Origin of the sequence: Pseudomonas sp. NFX71 (genome assembly GCF_048079215.1) — a bacterium.
Taxonomy (GTDB): domain Bacteria; phylum Pseudomonadota; class Gammaproteobacteria; order Pseudomonadales; family Pseudomonadaceae; genus Aquipseudomonas; species Aquipseudomonas fluorescens_B.
In genome coordinates this window covers 6,434,924-6,452,755 of record NZ_CP182230.1, presented here as the reverse complement: position 1 = coordinate 6,452,755, position 17,832 = coordinate 6,434,924, and the positions used below count along the sequence as shown (strand labels likewise).

The window sequence follows — 17,832 nt, the reverse complement described above, 5'->3', positions numbered from 1 at the left end:
TCTCCCGATCACATCCGGAACACGCCGAAGCGGCTCGGTTCGATTGGCGCGTTCAACGACGCGGACAAGGCCAGGGCCAACACGTCGCGGGTTTGTGCCGGGTCAATGACACCGTCATCCCACAGCCGTGCACTGGAGTAGTAAGGGTGGCCCTGTTCTTCATATTGATCGAGGATCGGTTGCTTGATCTCGGCTTCCTGCTCGGCGCTGAAACCCTGGCCACTGCGCTCTGCCTGCTCGCGTTTGACCTGCACCAGAACGCCCGCCGCTTGCTCGGCACCCATCACGCCGATGCGTGCGTTAGGCCACATCCACAGGAAGCGCGGATCGTAGGCCCGCCCGCACATGCCATAGTTACCGGCGCCGAAACTGCCGCCGATGATCACGGTGAATTTCGGCACCTTGGCGCACGCCACGGCGGTCACCAGTTTCGCGCCGTGCTTGGCGATGCCGCCGGCCTCGTATTTCTGGCCGACCATGAAGCCGGTGATGTTTTGCAGGAACAGCAGTGGAATGCCTCGCTGACAGGCCAGTTCGATAAAGTGCGCGCCTTTCTGCGCCGCTTCAGCGAAGAGGATGCCGTTGTTGGCGAGGATCGCGATCGGGTAACCGTGCAGGTAGGCAAAACCGCACACCAGCGTAGTCCCGAACAGTGCCTTGAATTCATCGAACACCGAGCCGTCCACCAGTCGCGCAATCACTTCGCGCACGTCGAACGGTTGCTTGGCGTCCGCCGACACGACGCCGTATAACTCGTCGCTGTTGTAGAGCGGGGCGATGGGCGTGCGTTGCTGGACTTCACCGAGCTTGCGCCAGTTGAGGTTGGCTATGCTGCGCCGGGCAATGGCCAGGGCGTGTTCATCGCTCTCGGCGTAGTGGTCGGCGACGCCGGAAATCTTGCAATGCACATCGGCGCCGCCCAGATCCTCGGCGCTGACCACTTCACCGGTCGCGGCTTTTACCAGCGGCGGACCGGCAAGAAAGATCGTCGCTTGCTCGCGAACCATGATCGCTTCGTCCGCCATCGCTGGCACGTAGGCACCACCGGCAGTGCACGAGCCCATGACTACCGCGATCTGCGGAATGCCCATGGCGCTCATGTTGGCCTGGTTGAAGAAGATCCGCCCGAAATGCTCGCGGTCCGGGAACACTTCATCCTGGCGCGGCAAGTTGGCGCCGCCCGAATCCACCAGATAAATGCACGGCAAGCGATTCTGCTGGGCGATGGTCTGGGCGCGCAGGTGCTTCTTCACGGTCAGCGGGTAATACGAGCCACCTTTCACGGTGGCATCGTTGGCCACTATCATGCATTCGACGCCTTCCACACGGCCGATCCCGGCGATCACGCCAGCGGCCGGCACGTCTTCGCCATACACCTCGTAAGCCGCCAGTTGGCAGATCTCGAGAAACGGTGAGCCCGGATCGAGCAGGCGATTGATTCGTTCACGGGGCAGCAATTTGCCCCGCGAGGTGTGGCGTTCTTGCGCTTTCGGGCCGCCACCTTGCTGCACTCGGGCGAGCAGGGTGTGCAGGGCGTCGACCTGTTTGAGCATCGCCGCGCTGTTGGTCGCGAACTCCGCCGAACGGGGGTTGAGCTGGGTATGCAGGATAGCCATGGACAGCTCCGTCTCAGCGGGTTTCGTTGAACAGTTCGCGACCGATCAGCATGCGACGAATCTCACTGGTGCCAGCGCCGATTTCGTACAGCTTGGCGTCACGCAGCAGACGACCGGCCGGGAATTCGTTGATGTAGCCGTTGCCGCCGAGAATCTGGATCGCGTCGAGGGCCATTTGCGTGGCGCGTTCGGCGCTGTAGAGGATCACGCCTGCGGCGTCCTTGCGGGTGGTTTCGCCACGCTCGCAGGCTTGAGCGACGGCATACAGATAGGCGCGGCTGGCGTTGAGCTGGGTGTACATGTCGGCGACCTTGCCCTGGATCAGCTGGAATTCGCCGATGCTCTGGCCGAACTGCTTGCGGTCGTGGATGTACGGCACGATCAGGTCCATGCAGGCCTGCATGATCCCGGTCGGGCCGCCCGAAAGGACAACGCGTTCGTAATCGAGGCCGCTCATCAGCACTTTCACGCCGCCATTGAGTACGCCGAGAATGTTTTCTTCCGGCACCTCGACGTCATCGAAGAACAGTTCGCAGGTGTTCGAACCGCGCATGCCAAGCTTGTCGAATTTGTTGCTGCGGCTGAAACCTTTCCAGTCGCGTTCGACGATGAAGGCGGTGATACCGTGCGGACCTTTTTCCAGGTCGGTCTTGGCGTAGATCACGTAGGTGTTGGCGTCCGGACCGTTGGTGATCCAGGTTTTGCTGCCGTTGAGCACGTAGTGATCGCCACGTTTGTCGGCGCGCAGTTTCATCGACACCACGTCGGAGCCGGCATTCGGTTCGCTCATGGCCAGGGCGCCGATGTGCTCGCCGCTGATGAGCTTCGGCAGGTATTTGCTTTTCTGTTCGTGATTGCCGTTGCGGTTGATCTGGTTGACGCAGAGGTTGGAGTGCGCGCCGTAGGACAGGGCAACCGACGCCGAGCCCCGGCTGATTTCTTCCATGATGACCACGTGGGCCAGGTACCCCAGGCCAGCACCGCCGTACTCTTCCGGCACGGTAACGCCGAGCAGGCCCATGTCACCGAATTTTCGCCACAGGTCGGCGGGGAACAGGTTGTCGATGTCGATCTGAGCGGCGCGCGGGGCGATCTCTTTGGCGACGAAGGACTGAACCTGATCGCGCAGCATGTCGATGGTTTCACCGAGGGCAAAGTTCAGGGATGGGTAGCTCATGGGTCACCTTTTGGCTTTTTTGTAGGGCGGGGAGGGCCGTGATGCAGCTCTCACCTTTACGTTAACGTAAGCCTGTGACGAATGGCTGTCAATCACCCTTTACGTTAACGTCAACTTGAGCGAGAGTAGAGGCAGTTCTGAAAAGACCAGCGTCGCATTCTGTGGCGAGGGAGCTTGCTCCCGTCCGAGCGCGAAGCGGTCGCAAATCGGCAAGTCAGGTGTAGCAGAAAGCACCCTGGCTGATGATTTCACGACTGCTGCGCAGCCGAACGGGAGCAAGCTCCCTCGCCACACAAGCCTCGCTCCTACAATAAAGACAATAGGGGTCGTCATGGATCAACCCAGTGCAAGCCCGCAACGCAGCTACACCCGTGGTGCTCAGGACAAAGCCTTGCTGGCGATGACCATCGGTCAGGCGTTCGATAACACCGTCGCGAAGTACTCGGCTGGAGAGGCGCTGGTCGTGCGTCATCAACAGCTGCGTTTCACCTGGCAGCAACTGTCCGACGCGGTGGACCTGCATGCCAGGGCATTGCTGGCGCTGGGCCTGCAAGCGGGAGATCGCCTCGGCATCTGGGCACCGAATTGCGCGCAGTGGTGCATCAGCCAGTTCGCCAGCGCGAAGCTCGGCGTGATTCTGGTCAACATCAACCCGGCGTATCGCAGCTCTGAACTCGAATACGTGTTGAAGCAATCGGGTTGCCAATGGCTGGTCTGTGCGGGCTCTTTCAAGACCTCCAACTATCACGGCATGCTGCAAGGGCTGGTGCCCGAGCTGGCTGAGCAATCCATCGGACAGTTACGAAGTGAACGCCTGCCTGACCTGCGCGGGGTCATCAGCCTGGATGCGCAACCGCCATCGGGTTTCCTGCCCTGGTCGCAACTGGCCGATCTCGCGGCCAGCGTGTCCGCCGAACAGTTGCGCGAGCGTCAGGACAGCCTGAACTTTGATCAACCGGTGAACATCCAGTACACCTCCGGCACCACCGGTTTCCCCAAGGGCGCGACCCTCAGCCACTACAACATCCTCAACAACGGTTACATGGTCGGCGAAAGCCTCGGCCTGACCGACCAGGATCGGCTGGTGATCCCGGTGCCGCTGTATCACTGCTTCGGCATGGTCATGGGCAACCTCGGCTGCATCACCCACGGCAGCACCATGATCTACCCCAATGATGCGTTCGATCCGTTGCTGACCCTGACCACTGTCGCCGAGGAGAAAGCCACCGCACTCTATGGCGTGCCGACCATGTTTATCGCAATGCTCGATCAGCCGCAGCGAGCCGAGTTCGACCTGTCGACCCTGCGCACCGGAATCATGGCCGGCGCGACCTGTCCGATCGAAGTGATGCGCCGGGTCATCAATGAAATGCACATGAGTGAAGTGCAAATTGCCTACGGCATGACGGAAACAAGTCCGGTGTCTTTGCAGACCGGTCCTTCAGACGAGCTGGAATTGCGAGTCACCACGGTCGGTCGCACCCAACCGCAGCTTGAAAGCAAAATCATCGACGAGGCGGGTAACCTGGTGCCGCGCGGCACCATCGGCGAACTCTGCACCCGTGGCTACAGCGTGATGCTCGGCTACTGGAATAACCCGCAAGGTACCGCCGAAGCCATCGATCAGGCGGGCTGGATGCACACCGGTGATCTGGCGAGCATGAATGAAGAAGGCTACGTGTGCATTGCCGGACGCAACAAGGACATGATCATCCGCGGCGGTGAGAATATTTACCCGCGGGAGCTGGAAGAGTTCTTCTTTACCCACCCGGCGGTGGCGGACGTGCAAGTGATCGGCATTCCGTGTTCGCGCTATGGCGAAGAGATTGTCGCCTGGATCAAGTTCCACCCGGGCCACAGCGCCACGGAGCAGGAGCTGCAAGCCTGGTGCAAGGAACGCATCGCGCACTTCAAGACGCCGCGTTACTTCAAGTTCGTCGAGGAGTTTCCGATGACGGTGACCGGCAAGATCCAGAAATTCCGGATGCGCGAGATCAGTATCGAGGAGTTGCGCATCAAGTAGGGTTGATCACAAACCAATGTGGGGGCGGGCTTGCTCGCGAAGGCGGTGTGTCAGTCAATGAATGTGTCGACTGATGCATCGCATTCGCGAGCAAGCCCGCTCCACATTTTGATTGGGGGAAAACCTGAATCGCAGAAAGCACAAAGGGGAGCCGAAGCTCCCCTTTAATTTTCGTTGCGTGTGCTCTTTTTTTATTATTGAGGGGCGGTCTGTTTTTGTTTTTGGTAACCGTGACCCTTTACCGCTGTTTTTATCGATCCCCATCCGGGATCAAGAGCAAACGTATTTTTTTGAGCGCTGATCTGCTTTTTCGCTGAGCGATCCAACCAGTTCGGGAGCTACCTGAAGGTAGTTTTATTGTTCTCTGCCCGGTTGCGGGTTACTCCGAAAAGCACCCTGAAAAGCACACCTTCTCCAAAAAAATCTGTTAGCTGCGTCTCTGCCGTGTTGTTCTTGTTATGTCAGAGTCGTTTCGTCTTATTTTTATTGGTTTGCTGCTTTTTATTCTTGTTATGCCATAGAGATAGCAGAAGCCGTGCCAACTTCTAAAAAACCTTTAAAATCAACGGTTTAAGTTTTTGTCGGATTTTTCACTCAGTCAAAACCCGACAATTTGTTTCCGTGTTACTCGGTTGAGCCCCCACATTTCGACATGGCGGTAACACCTGGACACATCCGCGCACTTATTGCGCGCTACGAGCCTTGGCCACGCGCGAACCGGTCGGACGGCCCAGTACTGTACAAATCTGCTGGCCAGCCAGAATCAAGGCGTCCAGATCAATACCGGTGTCGATGCCCAAGCCATTCAACAGATAAACCACGTCTTCGGTGGCAACGTTACCGCTGGCGCCCTTGGCGTACGGGCAGCCGCCGAGACCGGCGATCGAGCTGTCGAACACCGCGATACCTTCGAGCAGGCTGGCGTAGATATTGGCCATGGCCTGGCCGTAGGTGTCGTGGAAGTGCCCGGCGAGTTTTTCCCGCGGCACGTCGGCGGACACCACGTCGAACATCTTGCGCGTCGCACCTGCCGTGCCGGTGCCGATGGTGTCGCCCAGGGAGATTTCGTAGCAGCCCATGGCGTAGAGCTCGCGGGCGACCCGGGCAACCTGCTCCGGTGCGACGTGACCTTCATACGGGCAACCCAGCACACACGACACGTAGCCGCGCACGCTGACGCCGTGTTGTTTGGCAGCCTCCATGATCGGCGCAAAGCGCTCCAGGCTTTCATTGATCGAGCAGTTGATGTTGCGCTGGGAGAAGGCTTCGGAGGCCGCGGCGAACACCGCGACTTCCTTGACCCCGGCGGCGACCGCATCTTCGAACCCGCGCAGGTTGGGGGCGAGGGCGCCGTAGGTCACGCCTGGTTTGCGCTGGATCTGCGCGAAGACGTCGGCGGAGCCGGCCATCTGCGGCACCCATTTGGGCGAGACGAAACTGCCGACTTCTATATAGCTGAGGCCGGCAGCGGTCAGCGCGTCGACCAGTTGCACCTTGTCGGCAACGCTGATCGGTTGGGCTTCGTTTTGCAGACCGTCGCGGGGGCCGACTTCGACCAGGCGTACGTGGGTTGGAAGAGACATGGGAATCGACCTGTGCTGATTGTCTGAATGTTGGCACTGACCCGTGGGAGCGGGTTTGTGGCGAGGGGATTTATCCCCGTTGGGTCGCGAAGCGGCCCCGCCCTTTAAAGTCCAACTGCATGAATAAGTTGACGTCTGCTTCGCAGTCGAACGGGGATAAATCCCCTCGCCACAAAGGCTAGCTGCTCCCACAGAGGAATGTGTTGACCTACTGAACCACCGACTGGCTTTTCATCGTTTCTTCCAGAGCCTGGGTGCAGCGCTCCTGCGCCGTGTCCAGTTCCAGCTTCATCTGCTCGATGTCGAGCATCTGCTGTTCCAATTGTTCGCGGCGTTCGGCGATTTTGTTGAGCATGGTTTGCAGCTGCTTCTGGTTGCCGCCGGTGGGGTCGTAAAGTTCGATCAGCTCACGGCATTCGGCCAGGGAGAAGCCTATGCGCTTGCCCCTCAGAATCAGCTTCAGGCTGACCTTGTCCCGGGGCGAATAGATGCGTTCCTGGCCACGGCGCTCGGGGCTGAGCAGGCCTTGCTCTTCATAAAATCGAATGGCCCGCGTGGTGATGTCGAGTTCGCGGGCGAGGTCGGAGATGCTGTAGGTCTGGCTGCTCATGGAAGCGCTCGAAAAAGGTCATGGCGCTAAGCTAAAGGCAGGTTGACGTATACGTCAAGGGGCGGGGTTCTGTGGTGTTACCCCTGGCCTCTTCGAATTGCCTGCGATTTAGCGATAACTCGGTGCATTGCCTTACACCTTATCGAGCTTCTTCTCATGCGCCGTCACCTGCTGGCACAGCTCGATCATCTGCTCGCGCATCCAGCGGTTGGCCGGGTCCTGGTCGGTGCTTTCGTGCCAGTAAAGGTGGGTTTCCACTGGTGGTACATCGTTGACCGGCAGGTTCACCGAATACAAATCATGACGACGGGCGAAGCGTTCCGGAACAGTCATGACCATGTCGGTCTGCTGCAACACCTGCGACGCCATCAGGTAGTGCTGGGAACGCAAGGCGATCTTGCGCTGAATGCCCATTTTACCGAGCGCGAGGTCTACATGGCCGAGACCGCTGCGGCGGCTGGAAATATGGATGTGGGTCAGCGACAGGTAATCATCGAGGGTGAATTTCTCCTTGCCCGCCAGCGGATGGCCCTTGCGCATGGCACACACGTAGCGGTCTTCCATCAGCTTGACGTGACGCACCTGCGGGTCGGTGTTGAGCGGCGCGTCCACCGCAAAGTCGAGACGCCCGGCCGCCAGTTCCTTGGTGGTCTCACGGCGCTTGGACAGAAAGCTTTCGATGATGACCGTTGGCGCCAGGCGACGAAGGCGCTGGAACAGCGGCGGCAGGATCACCGCTTCGGTGAGGTCGGTCATGCTGATGCGGTACGTCTTGACTGCCTGCAACGGATTGAAGATGCGGCTTTCCTGCACCGACACCCGCAGCAGCGAGAGGGCGTTGCGCACCGGACCAATGATGTTTTGCGCCATCGGCGTCGGCACCATGCCTTGGGCCGTACGCACGAACAACGGATCGTTGAACGTCTCGCGCAAGCGGGCCAGAGCGTTCGAGACCGCAGGCTGAGTAATGCCGACAATCTGCCCGGCGCGGGTCAGGTTGGCTTCGGTGTAGATCGCGTCGAAGACGATGAAAAGGTTGAGGTCGACCTTGCTCAGATTCATTGCGCTGCACTCTTATTGTTGGGGCGTTTTGATGAGGCCGTGGGCCTCGGCAATCACCCGATCATATATCGGTGATGAATGTTAATACACGCCGAGAATAGGCTAGGTAAATTTTCGTAGCTGTTCTAGCATCGATTGCATGACCTAAACAACCTCCCTCAAGAAGGTAGCTGCTCATGGATTTCGCTTATTCGCCCAAGGTGCAAGAACTGCGTGAGCGCGTGACCGCGTTCATGGACACCTACGTTTATCCCGCCGAAGCCGTGTTCGAACGCCAGGTTGCCGAGGGCGACCGTTGGCAGCCGACTGCGATCATGGAAGAACTCAAACTCAAGGCCAAGGCCGAAGGCCTGTGGAATTTGTTTCTGCCTGAGTCCGAACTCGGCGCCGGCCTGACCAACCTCGAATACGCGCCATTGGCAGAAATCATGGGCCGCTCGCTGCTGGGCCCCGAGCCGTTCAATTGCTCGGCACCCGACACCGGCAACATGGAAGTGCTGGTGCGTTACGCCAACGAAGAACAGAAGCAACGCTGGCTCGAACCGTTGCTGCGCGGTGAGATCCGCTCGGCGTTCGCCATGACCGAGCCGGACGTGGCTTCCTCCGACGCCACCAACATGGCCGCCCGCGCCGTGCGTGACGGTGACGAGTGGGTGATCAACGGCAAGAAATGGTGGACCTCGGGTGCCTGCGATCCACGCTGCAAGATTCTTATTTTCATGGGCCTGAGCAATCCCGACGCGCCGCGCCACGCCCAGCATTCGATGATTCTGGTGCCGGTGGATGCCCCTGGCGTGAAGATCGTCCGTCCGCTGCCGGTGTTCGGTTACGACGATGCACCACACGGCCACGCCGAGGTGCTGTTCGAAAACGTGCGGGTGCCGTACGAAAACGTTCTGTTGGGTGAAGGACGCGGCTTTGAAATCGCACAGGGTCGCCTTGGCCCTGGCCGGATCCACCACTGCATGCGTTCGATCGGCATGGCCGAGCGTGCACTGGAACTGATGTGCAAACGCGCGGTGAACCGCACCGCGTTCGGCAAACCGTTGGCGCGTCTGGGCGGTAACATCGACAAGATCGCCGACTCGCGGATGGAAATCGACATGGCTCGCCTGCTGACCCTGAAAGCGGCGTACATGATGGACACCGTCGGCAACAAAGTGGCGAAGAGCGAAATCGCGCAGATCAAGGTGGTCGCACCGAATGTGGCCTTGCGCGTTATCGACCGGGCGATCCAGATCCATGGCGGGGCAGGGGTTTCCAACGATTTCCCGCTGGCCTACATGTACGCGATGCAGCGCACCCTGCGCCTGGCCGACGGCCCGGACGAAGTGCACCGCGCGGCGATCGGCAAGTTCGAGATCGGCAAGTACGTGCCAAAGGAAATGATGCGCAGCAGTCACTAAGACCGCTGTATCGCGGGCCTGCTTCAGGCCCGCGATACGTCATCCTGCTATTAAAGGCAGCCCGAAAAAGGCTCGCGCACACGCGGTGCTGTGAGCCGCCAGTTCTTCCTCGCTTTCCCCGCGATGCAATGCCACTTCCCGCAACACTTCAGTCAGATACGCCGGTTCGTTACGGCCATTCTTCGGCTTGGGCCGCAAGCTGCGCGGCAACAGATACGGCGCATCACTCTCCAGCATCAACCGCCCGCGCTTGATTTCTTTCACCAGCGGATGCAGATGCGTGCCGCGACGCTCGTCGCAGATCCAGCCGGTGATGCCGATGTGCAAGTCCAGGTCGAGGTAGCTGAACAGCGCTTTCTTCTCGCCGGTGAAGCAATGCACCACGGCGGCCGGCAACTGATCTCGATAATCCCGAAGAATTTCCAGAAGACGCTGACTGGCGTCGCGCTCGTGGAGGAATACTGGCAGTTGAAGCTCGATCGCCATTTCCAGGTGTTGTTCCAGGACTTTTTCCTGTTGCGGGCGCGGGGAGAAATCGCGATTGAAATCCAGGCCGCATTCACCTACGGCCACCACGTTTGGCTCTTTGAGCAAACTGCGCAGACGTTGGGCGCTGTCGGCGTTCCAGTCGCTGGCCGAGTGCGGATGAATGCCGGCGGTGGCGAACAGCCGTTGCGCCGTGTCATCCAGTTGCTGGCACAGCTCCAGCGCCTGTTCACTGCCCTCGACACTGGTGCCGGTGAGCACCAATTGGCAGACCCCGGCGGCATACGCGCGGTCGAGTACAGCCTTGTGCTTGCCGGCAAAACTGGGGTTGGTCAGGTTGACGCCGATATCGATGAGTTGCATGGTGCTACCTCGGACCAAAGGCTGGAAAGCATATCAGAGCTGTAGATTTATAAGAAAAGCCAAGAACTACAACGAGTTAAAGCTGTCTTTTGATGCCGCGAGGCAAGCCGGGGTGGTCAGCGTGCCATCACTGTGCCAGTCTTTCGCACTTTGCCAGCGCTCAAGGCGCTCTGTTTCTGTCGTTCGGTTTCATGGAGATTTTTGAAATCGGCCCAGTATTCTTTCCGGAGAGTGGATGACACGTCCCTCGATTTTGATACTGCTGTGTGGTTCTCTGCTGTTGCCGATGCCCGCGGTTGCGCGTCTGGCCGGCCCACTGCAAGCCGTGCCGGCGGTCAAGGTGCGCGATCTGCAGGAAATCCGCAGCAGTCGGGTGCTGAAGGTGCTCGTCAACCAGAGCCGCAACAGCTCCGGCGAAGTCCAGGGCCAGGCCATCGGCGTCGAATACCATCGGTTGCGTGCTTTCGAGCAATACCTCAATGGCCACGCCCGCGACGGTCAGGAAGTCACCCTCAAGATCATCCCCAAAGCCAAGGATCAACTGCTTGGCGCATTACAGCGCGGGGAGGGCGATCTGGTTGCGCCGGGGGAATTGCTCGATCTGCAACCGGGTTACGCCGTCAGCGCCAGTGAGCCTATTGCCAGCAACATCCCGCTGGTGCTGGTTGGCATCAAAGGCGAGAAGCGCTACACCCACCTTGAGCAACTTTCCGGTAAAACCCTGGCATTGCCCACCGGCAGTGCCGCCGGGGAAGCGATCAGTCAGATCAATCAAAAACTCGCCCTGCACAAGCTGGCGCCAGTGAAAATCGAGTGGGTCGATCCGAGCCTGGCGGTTGAAGACGTGCTTGAAATGGTTCAGGGCGGCATCTTTCACCTGACCATTGTCGAGCAACCGATTGCCGAGCGCTGGGGCAAGATCCTGCCCAAGCTGCGCTTTGATCGGCAGGTGCTGATCAGCGAGCCAGGGGAAGAGTTCTGGTTTGTGCGCCGCGATGCGTCGATGCTGCGGGCAAGCATCGACCGCTTCCTCATTGGGTACAAAAAGCCATCGGACCAGGATGTGGCTTTCCTGAGGATCTATCGTCGCTTGTATCAAGTGCACTATCCATTGGCCAAGGCTGATCGCCAGCGCCTGGAAAAACTCCGGCCGGTACTGCAGAAGCACGCCGATGCTCAAGGCATGGACTGGCTGAACCTGGCGGCACTGGCATTCAAGGAATCCGCGCTCCAACCCAATGCCCGCAGCGGTAGCGGCCCCACCGGCCTGATGCAGATCACCCCGTCGGCGGCCCAGCGGGTGGGGGTCGGCAACATTCAGAATCTCGATGCCAATGTGCAGGCCGGTGCCAAGTACCTGGCGATGATCCGCCGCAAGTTTTTTGCCAGCCCCAAACTCAACGAGCGTGAGCGCATGGCGTTCGTGCTGGCGGCCTACAACATCGGGCCGGAGCGGGTTCAGGGCATGCGCGCCGAGGCGCGGCGGCGTGGTTTGAATCCCAATCAGTGGTTCTTCCAGGTCGAGCGGATCGCCATGGAGCAGGTGGGAATGGGTCCCGTCAGCTATGTTAATAGCGTGAACAAGTATTACCTGGCGTTCGATCGGGAACGGGAGTCGTTGGAGCCCCAGGGGCAGAAAGTGGCCTCACGGAAATAATCGACTAAACTGATTGTTATGACGAAAAAATTGCGCTTTTAACATTCGATTTATTGATTAATATGGCGGCCAACCAACACACAAACTCACAATGGATGACACAGCATGAGCTCACTGATCAACAAGGTACTGTTTACCCGCGCTGGCTACGGCCTGACTGTTTTGCGGATCTTCGTCGGCATCATCTTCGCAGCCCACGGCGCGCAGAAGCTTTTTGGGGCGTTCGGTGGTTACGGTCTGGCCGGCACCGCGCAGTACATGGAGAGTATCGGCCTGACACCGGGCTACCTGATGGCGACGCTGGCGGGTGGTACTGAGTTCTTCGGCGGTCTTGCCTTGATCATCGGCTTGCTGGTCCGTCCAGCGGCCCTCGGCCTGGCTTTCCTCTCGCTGGTGGCGATCTTCTCGGTGCACCTTCCTAACGGTTTGTTCATGGCCAACAACGGTTATGAATTCGCCCTGGCCCTGCTCGGTGGCAGCATCGCCGTGCTGATCGAAGGCGCCGGCAAACTGTCGGCCGACCGCGCCATCGCTGGCTGACCGCTCTGGCTCAACGAAAAGGCCCGCATTGCGCGGGCCTTTTTGTTGTGCGTCATTCTTGACACTGTCCAGTCAGCTTCTCTAGGATGCTGCTCATGCGCCGATTTAAACAGCTACTTGCGGGGCGCCAGGTGACTCATTCAGTTGCCGATAGAAGCCTGAAACAGGCTTCGAAATACCGCTAAAGCGCTGGTTCGGTGTTGCCTCTCACCTGCCATGCAGACTTTTGAGGCAGAGACACGACACGATGAATGCACTAAACCCCGTTGTACGCCCCGCGCCGATCACGGCACACCTTACCCAGCGCAATCCAAAAATCCTGCTTGGCGGCAAACATCAGCCGACGCTCTTGCGTTATCTGGATGGCTGGCCGCGTCGCACCGGCGGGCCTGCAGCGTTCCTGATCCAGTTTGTCGAAGACAGTGAGTCACTGGCCCGATTTGCCAGCGACAGCTTCGACCTGGCGGTGATTCAGTCACCCAGTCTCGAAGACGCGCCTGAAATGATCAAGCAACTGACCCGCGTGGCCCGACAAGGGTTGATCACCCGCCGCTGAGGCCTAGGGGTATTCAATCGCCACGATGTACACGCATTGCTCACCGGTCGGCGTCTGGACTCGAACTTCGGCGTCCAGTGCCTTGCCGATCAGGGCGCGTGCCAACGGCGAGTCGATACTGATCAGGCCCAGTTTCAAGTCCAGCTCATCCGGGCCGACGATGCGATAACGCGACTCCTTGCCGTCCTCGTCCTCGATCGTGACCCAGGCGCCGAAGTAAACCTTGTTCGGATCGCTGGGCTTTTCGCTGACCACCTTGAGTGCTTCCAGGCGTTTGGTCAGAAAACGCACGCGGCTGTCGATCTCGCGCAGCATCTTTTTGCCGTAGGTGTATTCGGCATTTTCGGAGCGATCGCCCTGCGCCGCGGCCTCGCTGACCGATTGCGTGACCTGCGGTCGGCGCACATGCCAGAGCTCATGGAACTCGGCCCGCATCCGCGCTTCACCTTCCGGGGTGATCAGCGCGGTGCCAGCTGTGCGAGGAGGGCGATAACGGCTCATGGCAACTTCTTGTGATTGAGGAGGCTTGAGTCTATCAACCCTCGCGCAACACTGTCAGGGGGCTGGCGTTCAAGGCTCGACGGGTACCGAACACGCCGGCACCGCCGATCAGCGCAGCACCGATCAATGGCAGTACCAACAGCCATGGATGCGGATGCCAGGGCAGGTCGAACGCGTAACGGTAGAGCACCAGGCTCACCAGTTCCGAACCCAGCGCTGCCAGCAATCCGCTGACCGCGCCGAGCAGGCCGAACTCGATTCGCCGGGCCTTGACCAGCAACTGTCGCTCAGCCCCCAGCGCGCGCAACAAGGCGCCTTGACGGATGCGTTCATCCAGCGTCGCTTGCAGGCCCGAGAACAACACCGCCATCCCCGCCGCCAACACGAACAACAGCACGTATTCCACCGCCAGAGTGACCTGGGCGAGGATGCTGCGCAGTTGCGCAAGCAACGCTTCGACTTGCAGGATGGTTACCGCCGGAAAGGCGCGGGACAGGTCGACAATCTGCTGGTCATGACCGGCTGCCAGATAGAAGCTGGTCAAGTAAGTCGCTGGTAAATCCTTCAATGTCCCAGGTTGGAAGATCATGAAGAAGTTCGGCTGGAAGTTGTCCCAGTTGATCTCCCGCAGGCTGGTGACTTTCGCTTCGCGATTGACCCCGCCGACAGTAAACACCATGTGATCGCCCAACTTGAGTTTCAGGCTTTCGGCCACTTTGCCTTCTACCGACACGCCGGGAATGTCATCCGCAGGCTGTTCGCTCCACCAGTTTCCCGCCGTGAGCTTGTTGCCCGTCGGCAGGTCCGCCGCCCAGGTCAGGCTCAGGTCGCGCTGGATTGCCCGATCTCCGGCCGAGTCCTTGCTGACGATCTCCTGCACCGGCTCGCCGTTGATGCTGATCAACCGTCCCGGCACCACCGGGTACAGCGGCGCCGATTGCGCTGACAGTTCGATCAGGCGATCGGTGAAGGCCTGTTTGTCTGCCGGCAGGATGTTCAGCGCGAAATAGTTCGGCGCATTTTTCGGCAACTGGTTTTGCCAGGTGTCGAGTAACTCACCGCGCAGCAAGGCGATCAACGCCATGGACAGCAGAATCAAACCGAAGGCCAGGGATTGTCCGGCGGCAGCCAGTGGATGACGCAGCAATTGGCCCAGCCCGAGACGCCACGGCAACGAAGCACGCGCGAGCATCCGGCGCAGGCTTTTCAGCAGCAGCAACAGCAAGCCGCCCAATACCAGCGCCGCAATCACGCCACCGCCGAGCAGGGCGAAGGTTAGCAGCAGGTCGAGGCTCAGGCGCCACATGATCAGCCCGAGAGCGCCCAAGGCCACGCCGTAGACCATCCAGGTGCTGGAAGGAATCGGCAGCATGTCGCGGCGCAATACCCGCAATGGCGGAACCCGGCCCAGCGCCGCGAGGGGCGGCAAGGCAAAACCGGCCAGCGCCACCAGCCCGGTGCCGATCCCGGCGATGGCCGGAAACAGGCCGCCCGGTGGAACGTCGGTGGGCAACAAATCATGCAACAGCGCGAACAGGCCAAGCTGCGCCAGCCAGCCGATCAACGCGCCGCTGATGCTGGCCAACAGTCCGAGCACCGTCAGCTGCAAACTGAACAGGACCATGGTTTCCCGGCGGGACAGCCCCAGGCAGCGCAATAGCGCGCTGGCATCGAAGCGGCGGGTGGCGAAACGCGTTGCCGACAGCGCCACCGCCACCCCGGACAGCAGGACCGCCACCAGGCTCGCCATGTTCAAGTAACGTTCGGCTTTACCCAGCGCGCCGCCAATCTGCCGGTTGCCATCGCGGGCATCCTGGATGCGCTGGTTGGCGGCGAGGCCGGGTTTGATCAGTTGGCGATAGGTTTCCAGCGCTTCGGCTTTGCCGCGCCAGAGTTCGCGGTAACTGACACGGCTGCCGGGTTGCACCACGCCGGTGGCGGCGAGGTCGCTGAGGTTGATCAGCACGCGCGGCGTCAGGCTGTAGAAATTGCCGGCGCGATCCGGTTCGTAAGTCAGCACTCGCGCGAGTTTGAGAGTGCGCATGCCGACGTCGATGCTGTCGCCGATCTTCAGATCCAGGGCGGTCAGCAATCGTGCCTCGACCCAGGCCTCGCCGGGTTTCGGTCCGCCCCCGGTCTCTTCCGGAGCAAAGGGGGCGGGGGCGCTTTTCAGTTCGCCGCGCAGGGGATAGACCTCGTCTGCGGCTTTGATGCTGGACAGCTGAATGCCGTTGTCGGTGGCGATGACGCTGGAGAACTCCACCACTTGCGCATGTTCAAGGCCCAGCTCAGTCCCGCTTCTGATCTGTTCGGGCCGCGCCGGTGAACTGCCCTCAAGCAGCAGATCGGCGCCAAGGAATTCGGTGGCACGCAGCATCATGGCGCCATTCAGGCGAGCGCCGAAGTAACCGATGGCGGTACTCGCTGCCACGGCCACCAGCAAGGCGAAGAACAACACCCGCAATTCGCCGGCGCGAGCGTCGCGCAGCAATTGGCGAATGGCGAGACTGAACAGGCGCAACAGCGGCAAGCGTGCCATCAAGGCTCCAGAGGGGCGACCAGCAGGCCGGCTTCAAGTCGGATCAGGCGCCGGCAGCGATGTGCCAGGCGTTCATCGTGAGTCACCAGCACCAGGGTCGTGCCGCGCTCCTTGTTCAATTCAAACAGCAAGTCGCTGATGCGCTCGCCGGTATGGCTGTCGAGGTTGCCGGTGGGTTCGTCGGCGAACAACACATCGGGCTCGGCGGCAAACGCACGGGCAATCGCCACGCGCTGCTGTTCCCCACCGGAGAGCTGGCGTGGCGAGTGGGTCAGGCGCTGGCCGAGACCAACCCTTCGCAGCAATTCGGTGGCGCGCTCGCGAGCGTCTTTGCGGCCATCGAGTTCCAGTGGCAGCATGACGTTTTCCAGGGCGTTGAGACTGTCGAGCAGCTGGAATGATTGAAAGACAAAGCCCACGTGTTCGGCGCGAATTCGCGCCCGCTGGTCTTCATCGAGATTGCTCAGGCTTTGGCCGGCGAGGGTGACTTCGCCGCTGCTCGGCAGGTCGAGGCCGGCGAGCAGGCCGAGAAGGGTGGATTTGCCTGAACCGGACGCGCCGACGATGGCCAGGCTGTCGCCCTTGTTCAGTTCCAGGCTGAGTTCGTGCAGGATAGTCAGTTCACCTTCCGCGCTGGGAACCACTTTGCTGAGGTTCTTCGCGGTGAGAATGCTTGCGCCCATGGAGAATCCGATGCGTGTGTGGTTTTTGAGTGCTGGCCTGGCCCTGATGTGCATGGCCCAGAACGCAGCGGCGGGTACAGTCCTGATCGTTGGCGATAGTATCAGCGCCGGTTTCGGACTGGATACCCGCGTTGGGTGGGTGTCGTTGCTTGAGCAACGGCTCAAGCGCGAAGGTTTCGACGATAAGGTGGTCAACGCATCCATCAGCGGCGACACCAGTGCCGGAGGCCAGGCGCGCCTGCCTGCGCTGCTTGCAGAGCATAAACCGGAGCTGGTAATCCTCGAGTTGGGCGGCAACGACGGCCTGCGCGGAATGCTGCCAACGCAATTGCAACAAAACCTTGCAGCGATGATCGACAGCTCCCGCGCCAGTGGGGCGAAGGTGCTGCTGCTCGGCATGCAACTGCCACCCAACTACGGCGCGCGCTACACCAAGGCCTTCGCCGAGGTATACAGCAACGTCGCCACCGAGAAAAAAATCCCGCTGGTGCCATTTTTTCTCGACGGCGTGGGCGGTCATCCAGACCTGATGCAGGCCGACGGCCTGCACCCCGCTGCGGGGGCTCAGGACAAGTTGCTGGAAAATGTCTGGCCGACACTGAAACCGCTGCTTTGACGCTTTTCTAGCGGCGGCGTTTCGGCTAAGGTGGCGCCCCCGATTTGGAGCCCCCGATGCCGCGTCCCGCCTGGTCACTTTTTGCCTACCAACTGATCGAGCCTGACGAACAGCTGGATCTGTTCGCCTGCCAGGAAGTGCGGGTACATCTGGTGACCCGTCAACTGGAGCTGGGTGGCTCGGCCGATCGAACCCTGTGTGGCAGTCTGCTTCCGGCGCAGCCGCGCTGGTCGAGCGTCGACCGCCGCGTTTTCCAGGACCAGCGCCTGTGCTCGCTGTGCCGGGCGATCCTGGAATCGCAGAAACGCGGCACTTCGCCGATCTGGCCAGAGCTGCGCTTCGAGCTTTGAGGCAATAAAGATAGCGTGCTATCGGCCGACTCCCCGAATTTACGGGCGCCGGTGTACAATCCCG

16 protein-coding genes are annotated in these 17,832 nt (G+C 60.3%); 7 read left to right on the top strand and 9 right to left on the bottom strand.

Annotation, left to right across the window (positions count from 1 at the left end; translation table 11 throughout):
- Positions 1-8 precede the first annotated feature (8 nt).
- Positions 9-1,616, bottom strand: coding sequence for a carboxyl transferase domain-containing protein (locus ACM1ZW_RS30050; protein WP_416739915.1), 1,608 nt, complete (start codon positions 1,614-1,616; stop codon positions 9-11).
- Between the two features lie 13 nt (positions 1,617-1,629).
- On the bottom strand, positions 1,630-2,793 hold the full coding sequence (locus tag ACM1ZW_RS30045) for an isovaleryl-CoA dehydrogenase (protein WP_017339825.1): 1,164 nt from the start codon (positions 2,791-2,793) through the stop codon (positions 1,630-1,632).
- A 331-nt stretch (positions 2,794-3,124) separates the two neighbouring features.
- Here ACM1ZW_RS30045 and ACM1ZW_RS30040 point away from each other — a divergent pair, with 331 nt between their 5' ends.
- Positions 3,125-4,816, top strand: a complete 1,692-nt coding sequence (locus ACM1ZW_RS30040; RefSeq protein ID WP_416739914.1) for an AMP-binding protein — start codon at positions 3,125-3,127, stop codon at positions 4,814-4,816.
- Positions 4,817-5,499: 683 nt separating this feature from the next.
- Here the strand turns inward: ACM1ZW_RS30040 and ACM1ZW_RS30035 are convergent.
- The 3 genes from ACM1ZW_RS30035 to ACM1ZW_RS30025 form a co-directional block, all read right to left on the bottom strand.
- On the bottom strand, positions 5,500-6,399 hold the full coding sequence (locus tag ACM1ZW_RS30035) for a hydroxymethylglutaryl-CoA lyase (protein ID WP_414883512.1): 900 nt from the start codon (positions 6,397-6,399) through the stop codon (positions 5,500-5,502).
- 208 nt (positions 6,400-6,607) lie between these two features.
- Positions 6,608-7,009 (bottom strand): MerR family transcriptional regulator, encoded by a 402-nt coding sequence (locus tag ACM1ZW_RS30030; RefSeq protein ID WP_017339822.1) that lies wholly within the window; start codon positions 7,007-7,009, stop codon positions 6,608-6,610.
- Positions 7,010-7,141: 132 nt separating this feature from the next.
- Complete coding sequence (locus ACM1ZW_RS30025) at positions 7,142-8,071, bottom strand: LysR family transcriptional regulator (protein WP_008148497.1); 930 nt, start codon at positions 8,069-8,071, stop codon at positions 7,142-7,144.
- Positions 8,072-8,247: 176 nt separating this feature from the next.
- On the opposite strand from ACM1ZW_RS30025, the gene ACM1ZW_RS30020 reads away from it, so the two are divergent.
- Positions 8,248-9,477 carry an acyl-CoA dehydrogenase gene (locus ACM1ZW_RS30020; RefSeq protein WP_017339821.1) on the top strand — a complete coding sequence of 410 codons (1,230 nt, stop codon included), beginning with the start codon at positions 8,248-8,250 and terminating at the stop codon, positions 9,475-9,477.
- A gap of 39 nt (positions 9,478-9,516) precedes the next feature.
- On the opposite strand, the gene ACM1ZW_RS30015 is transcribed toward ACM1ZW_RS30020, so the two are convergent.
- Complete coding sequence (locus tag ACM1ZW_RS30015; protein WP_416739913.1) at positions 9,517-10,326, bottom strand: TatD family hydrolase; 810 nt, start codon at positions 10,324-10,326, stop codon at positions 9,517-9,519.
- Positions 10,327-10,561: 235 nt separating this feature from the next.
- Here ACM1ZW_RS30015 and ACM1ZW_RS30010 point away from each other — a divergent pair, with 235 nt between their 5' ends.
- The 3 genes from ACM1ZW_RS30010 (at position 10,562) to ACM1ZW_RS30000 (ending at position 13,079) form a co-directional block, all read left to right on the top strand.
- The gene (locus tag ACM1ZW_RS30010; RefSeq protein ID WP_414880099.1) at positions 10,562-11,983 is read left to right on the top strand and encodes a transglycosylase SLT domain-containing protein; all 1,422 of its coding nucleotides are present in this window, start codon (positions 10,562-10,564) and stop codon (positions 11,981-11,983) included.
- Between the two features lie 105 nt (positions 11,984-12,088).
- Entirely contained in the window at positions 12,089-12,523 is a 435-nt protein-coding gene (locus ACM1ZW_RS30005) for a DoxX family protein (protein WP_017339818.1), read from the top strand.
- A 247-nt stretch (positions 12,524-12,770) separates the two neighbouring features.
- A complete protein-coding gene (locus ACM1ZW_RS30000; protein WP_017339817.1) occupies positions 12,771-13,079 on the top strand; it encodes a hypothetical protein in 309 nt (102 codons plus the stop codon).
- A gap of 3 nt (positions 13,080-13,082) precedes the next feature.
- On the opposite strand, the gene greB is transcribed toward ACM1ZW_RS30000, so the two are convergent.
- From greB to ACM1ZW_RS29985, 3 genes are read right to left on the bottom strand one after another with little or no spacing between them, the layout of a single operon-like run.
- On the bottom strand, positions 13,083-13,580 hold the full coding sequence (gene greB / locus ACM1ZW_RS29995; protein ID WP_017339816.1) for a transcription elongation factor GreB: 498 nt from the start codon (positions 13,578-13,580) through the stop codon (positions 13,083-13,085).
- Positions 13,581-13,614: 34 nt separating this feature from the next.
- A complete protein-coding gene (locus tag ACM1ZW_RS29990; protein ID WP_017339815.1) occupies positions 13,615-16,119 on the bottom strand; it encodes an ABC transporter permease in 2,505 nt (834 codons plus the stop codon).
- Entirely contained in the window at positions 16,119-16,802 is a 684-nt protein-coding gene (locus ACM1ZW_RS29985; RefSeq protein WP_017339814.1) for an ABC transporter ATP-binding protein, read from the bottom strand. The genes ACM1ZW_RS29990 and ACM1ZW_RS29985 overlap by 1 nt, the downstream gene beginning before the upstream one ends.
- A 10-nt stretch (positions 16,803-16,812) precedes the next feature.
- Here ACM1ZW_RS29985 and ACM1ZW_RS29980 point away from each other — a divergent pair, with 10 nt between their 5' ends.
- Both ACM1ZW_RS29980 and ACM1ZW_RS29975 read left to right on the top strand, forming a co-directional pair.
- Positions 16,813-17,418, top strand: coding sequence for an arylesterase (locus ACM1ZW_RS29980; protein WP_017339813.1), 606 nt, complete (start codon positions 16,813-16,815; stop codon positions 17,416-17,418).
- A 56-nt stretch (positions 17,419-17,474) separates the two neighbouring features.
- Positions 17,475-17,768, top strand: coding sequence for a hypothetical protein (locus ACM1ZW_RS29975; RefSeq protein WP_003226812.1), 294 nt, complete (start codon positions 17,475-17,477; stop codon positions 17,766-17,768).
- Positions 17,769-17,832 lie beyond the last annotated feature (64 nt).

Bases quoted from the DNA above. Each gene is read 5' to 3' on its own strand.
- ACM1ZW_RS29980 (WP_017339813.1), top strand. From the start codon at position 16,813: ATGCGTGTGTGGTTTTTGAGTGCTGGCCTGGCCCTGATGTGCATGGCC.
- ACM1ZW_RS29975 (WP_003226812.1), top strand. From the start codon at position 17,475: ATGCCGCGTCCCGCCTGGTCACTTTTTGCCTACCAACTGATCGAGCCT.
- ACM1ZW_RS30040 (WP_416739914.1), top strand. From the start codon at position 3,125: ATGGATCAACCCAGTGCAAGCCCGCAACGCAGCTACACCCGTGGTGCT.
- ACM1ZW_RS30010 (WP_414880099.1), top strand. From the start codon at position 10,562: ATGACACGTCCCTCGATTTTGATACTGCTGTGTGGTTCTCTGCTGTTG.
- ACM1ZW_RS30015 (WP_416739913.1), bottom strand. From the start codon at position 10,326: ATGCAACTCATCGATATCGGCGTCAACCTGACCAACCCCAGTTTTGCC.
- ACM1ZW_RS30030 (WP_017339822.1), bottom strand. From the start codon at position 7,009: ATGAGCAGCCAGACCTACAGCATCTCCGACCTCGCCCGCGAACTCGAC.
- ACM1ZW_RS30005 (WP_017339818.1), top strand. From the start codon at position 12,089: ATGAGCTCACTGATCAACAAGGTACTGTTTACCCGCGCTGGCTACGGC.
- ACM1ZW_RS30020 (WP_017339821.1), top strand. From the start codon at position 8,248: ATGGATTTCGCTTATTCGCCCAAGGTGCAAGAACTGCGTGAGCGCGTG.
- ACM1ZW_RS30000 (WP_017339817.1), top strand. From the start codon at position 12,771: ATGAATGCACTAAACCCCGTTGTACGCCCCGCGCCGATCACGGCACAC.
- greB (WP_017339816.1), bottom strand. From the start codon at position 13,580: ATGAGCCGTTATCGCCCTCCTCGCACAGCTGGCACCGCGCTGATCACC.
- ACM1ZW_RS30025 (WP_008148497.1), bottom strand. From the start codon at position 8,071: ATGAATCTGAGCAAGGTCGACCTCAACCTTTTCATCGTCTTCGACGCG.
- ACM1ZW_RS30045 (WP_017339825.1), bottom strand. From the start codon at position 2,793: ATGAGCTACCCATCCCTGAACTTTGCCCTCGGTGAAACCATCGACATG.
- ACM1ZW_RS30035 (WP_414883512.1), bottom strand. From the start codon at position 6,399: ATGTCTCTTCCAACCCACGTACGCCTGGTCGAAGTCGGCCCCCGCGAC.
- ACM1ZW_RS29990 (WP_017339815.1), bottom strand. From the start codon at position 16,119: ATGGCACGCTTGCCGCTGTTGCGCCTGTTCAGTCTCGCCATTCGCCAA.
- ACM1ZW_RS29985 (WP_017339814.1), bottom strand. From the start codon at position 16,802: ATGGGCGCAAGCATTCTCACCGCGAAGAACCTCAGCAAAGTGGTTCCC.
- ACM1ZW_RS30050 (WP_416739915.1), bottom strand. From the start codon at position 1,616: ATGGCTATCCTGCATACCCAGCTCAACCCCCGTTCGGCGGAGTTCGCG.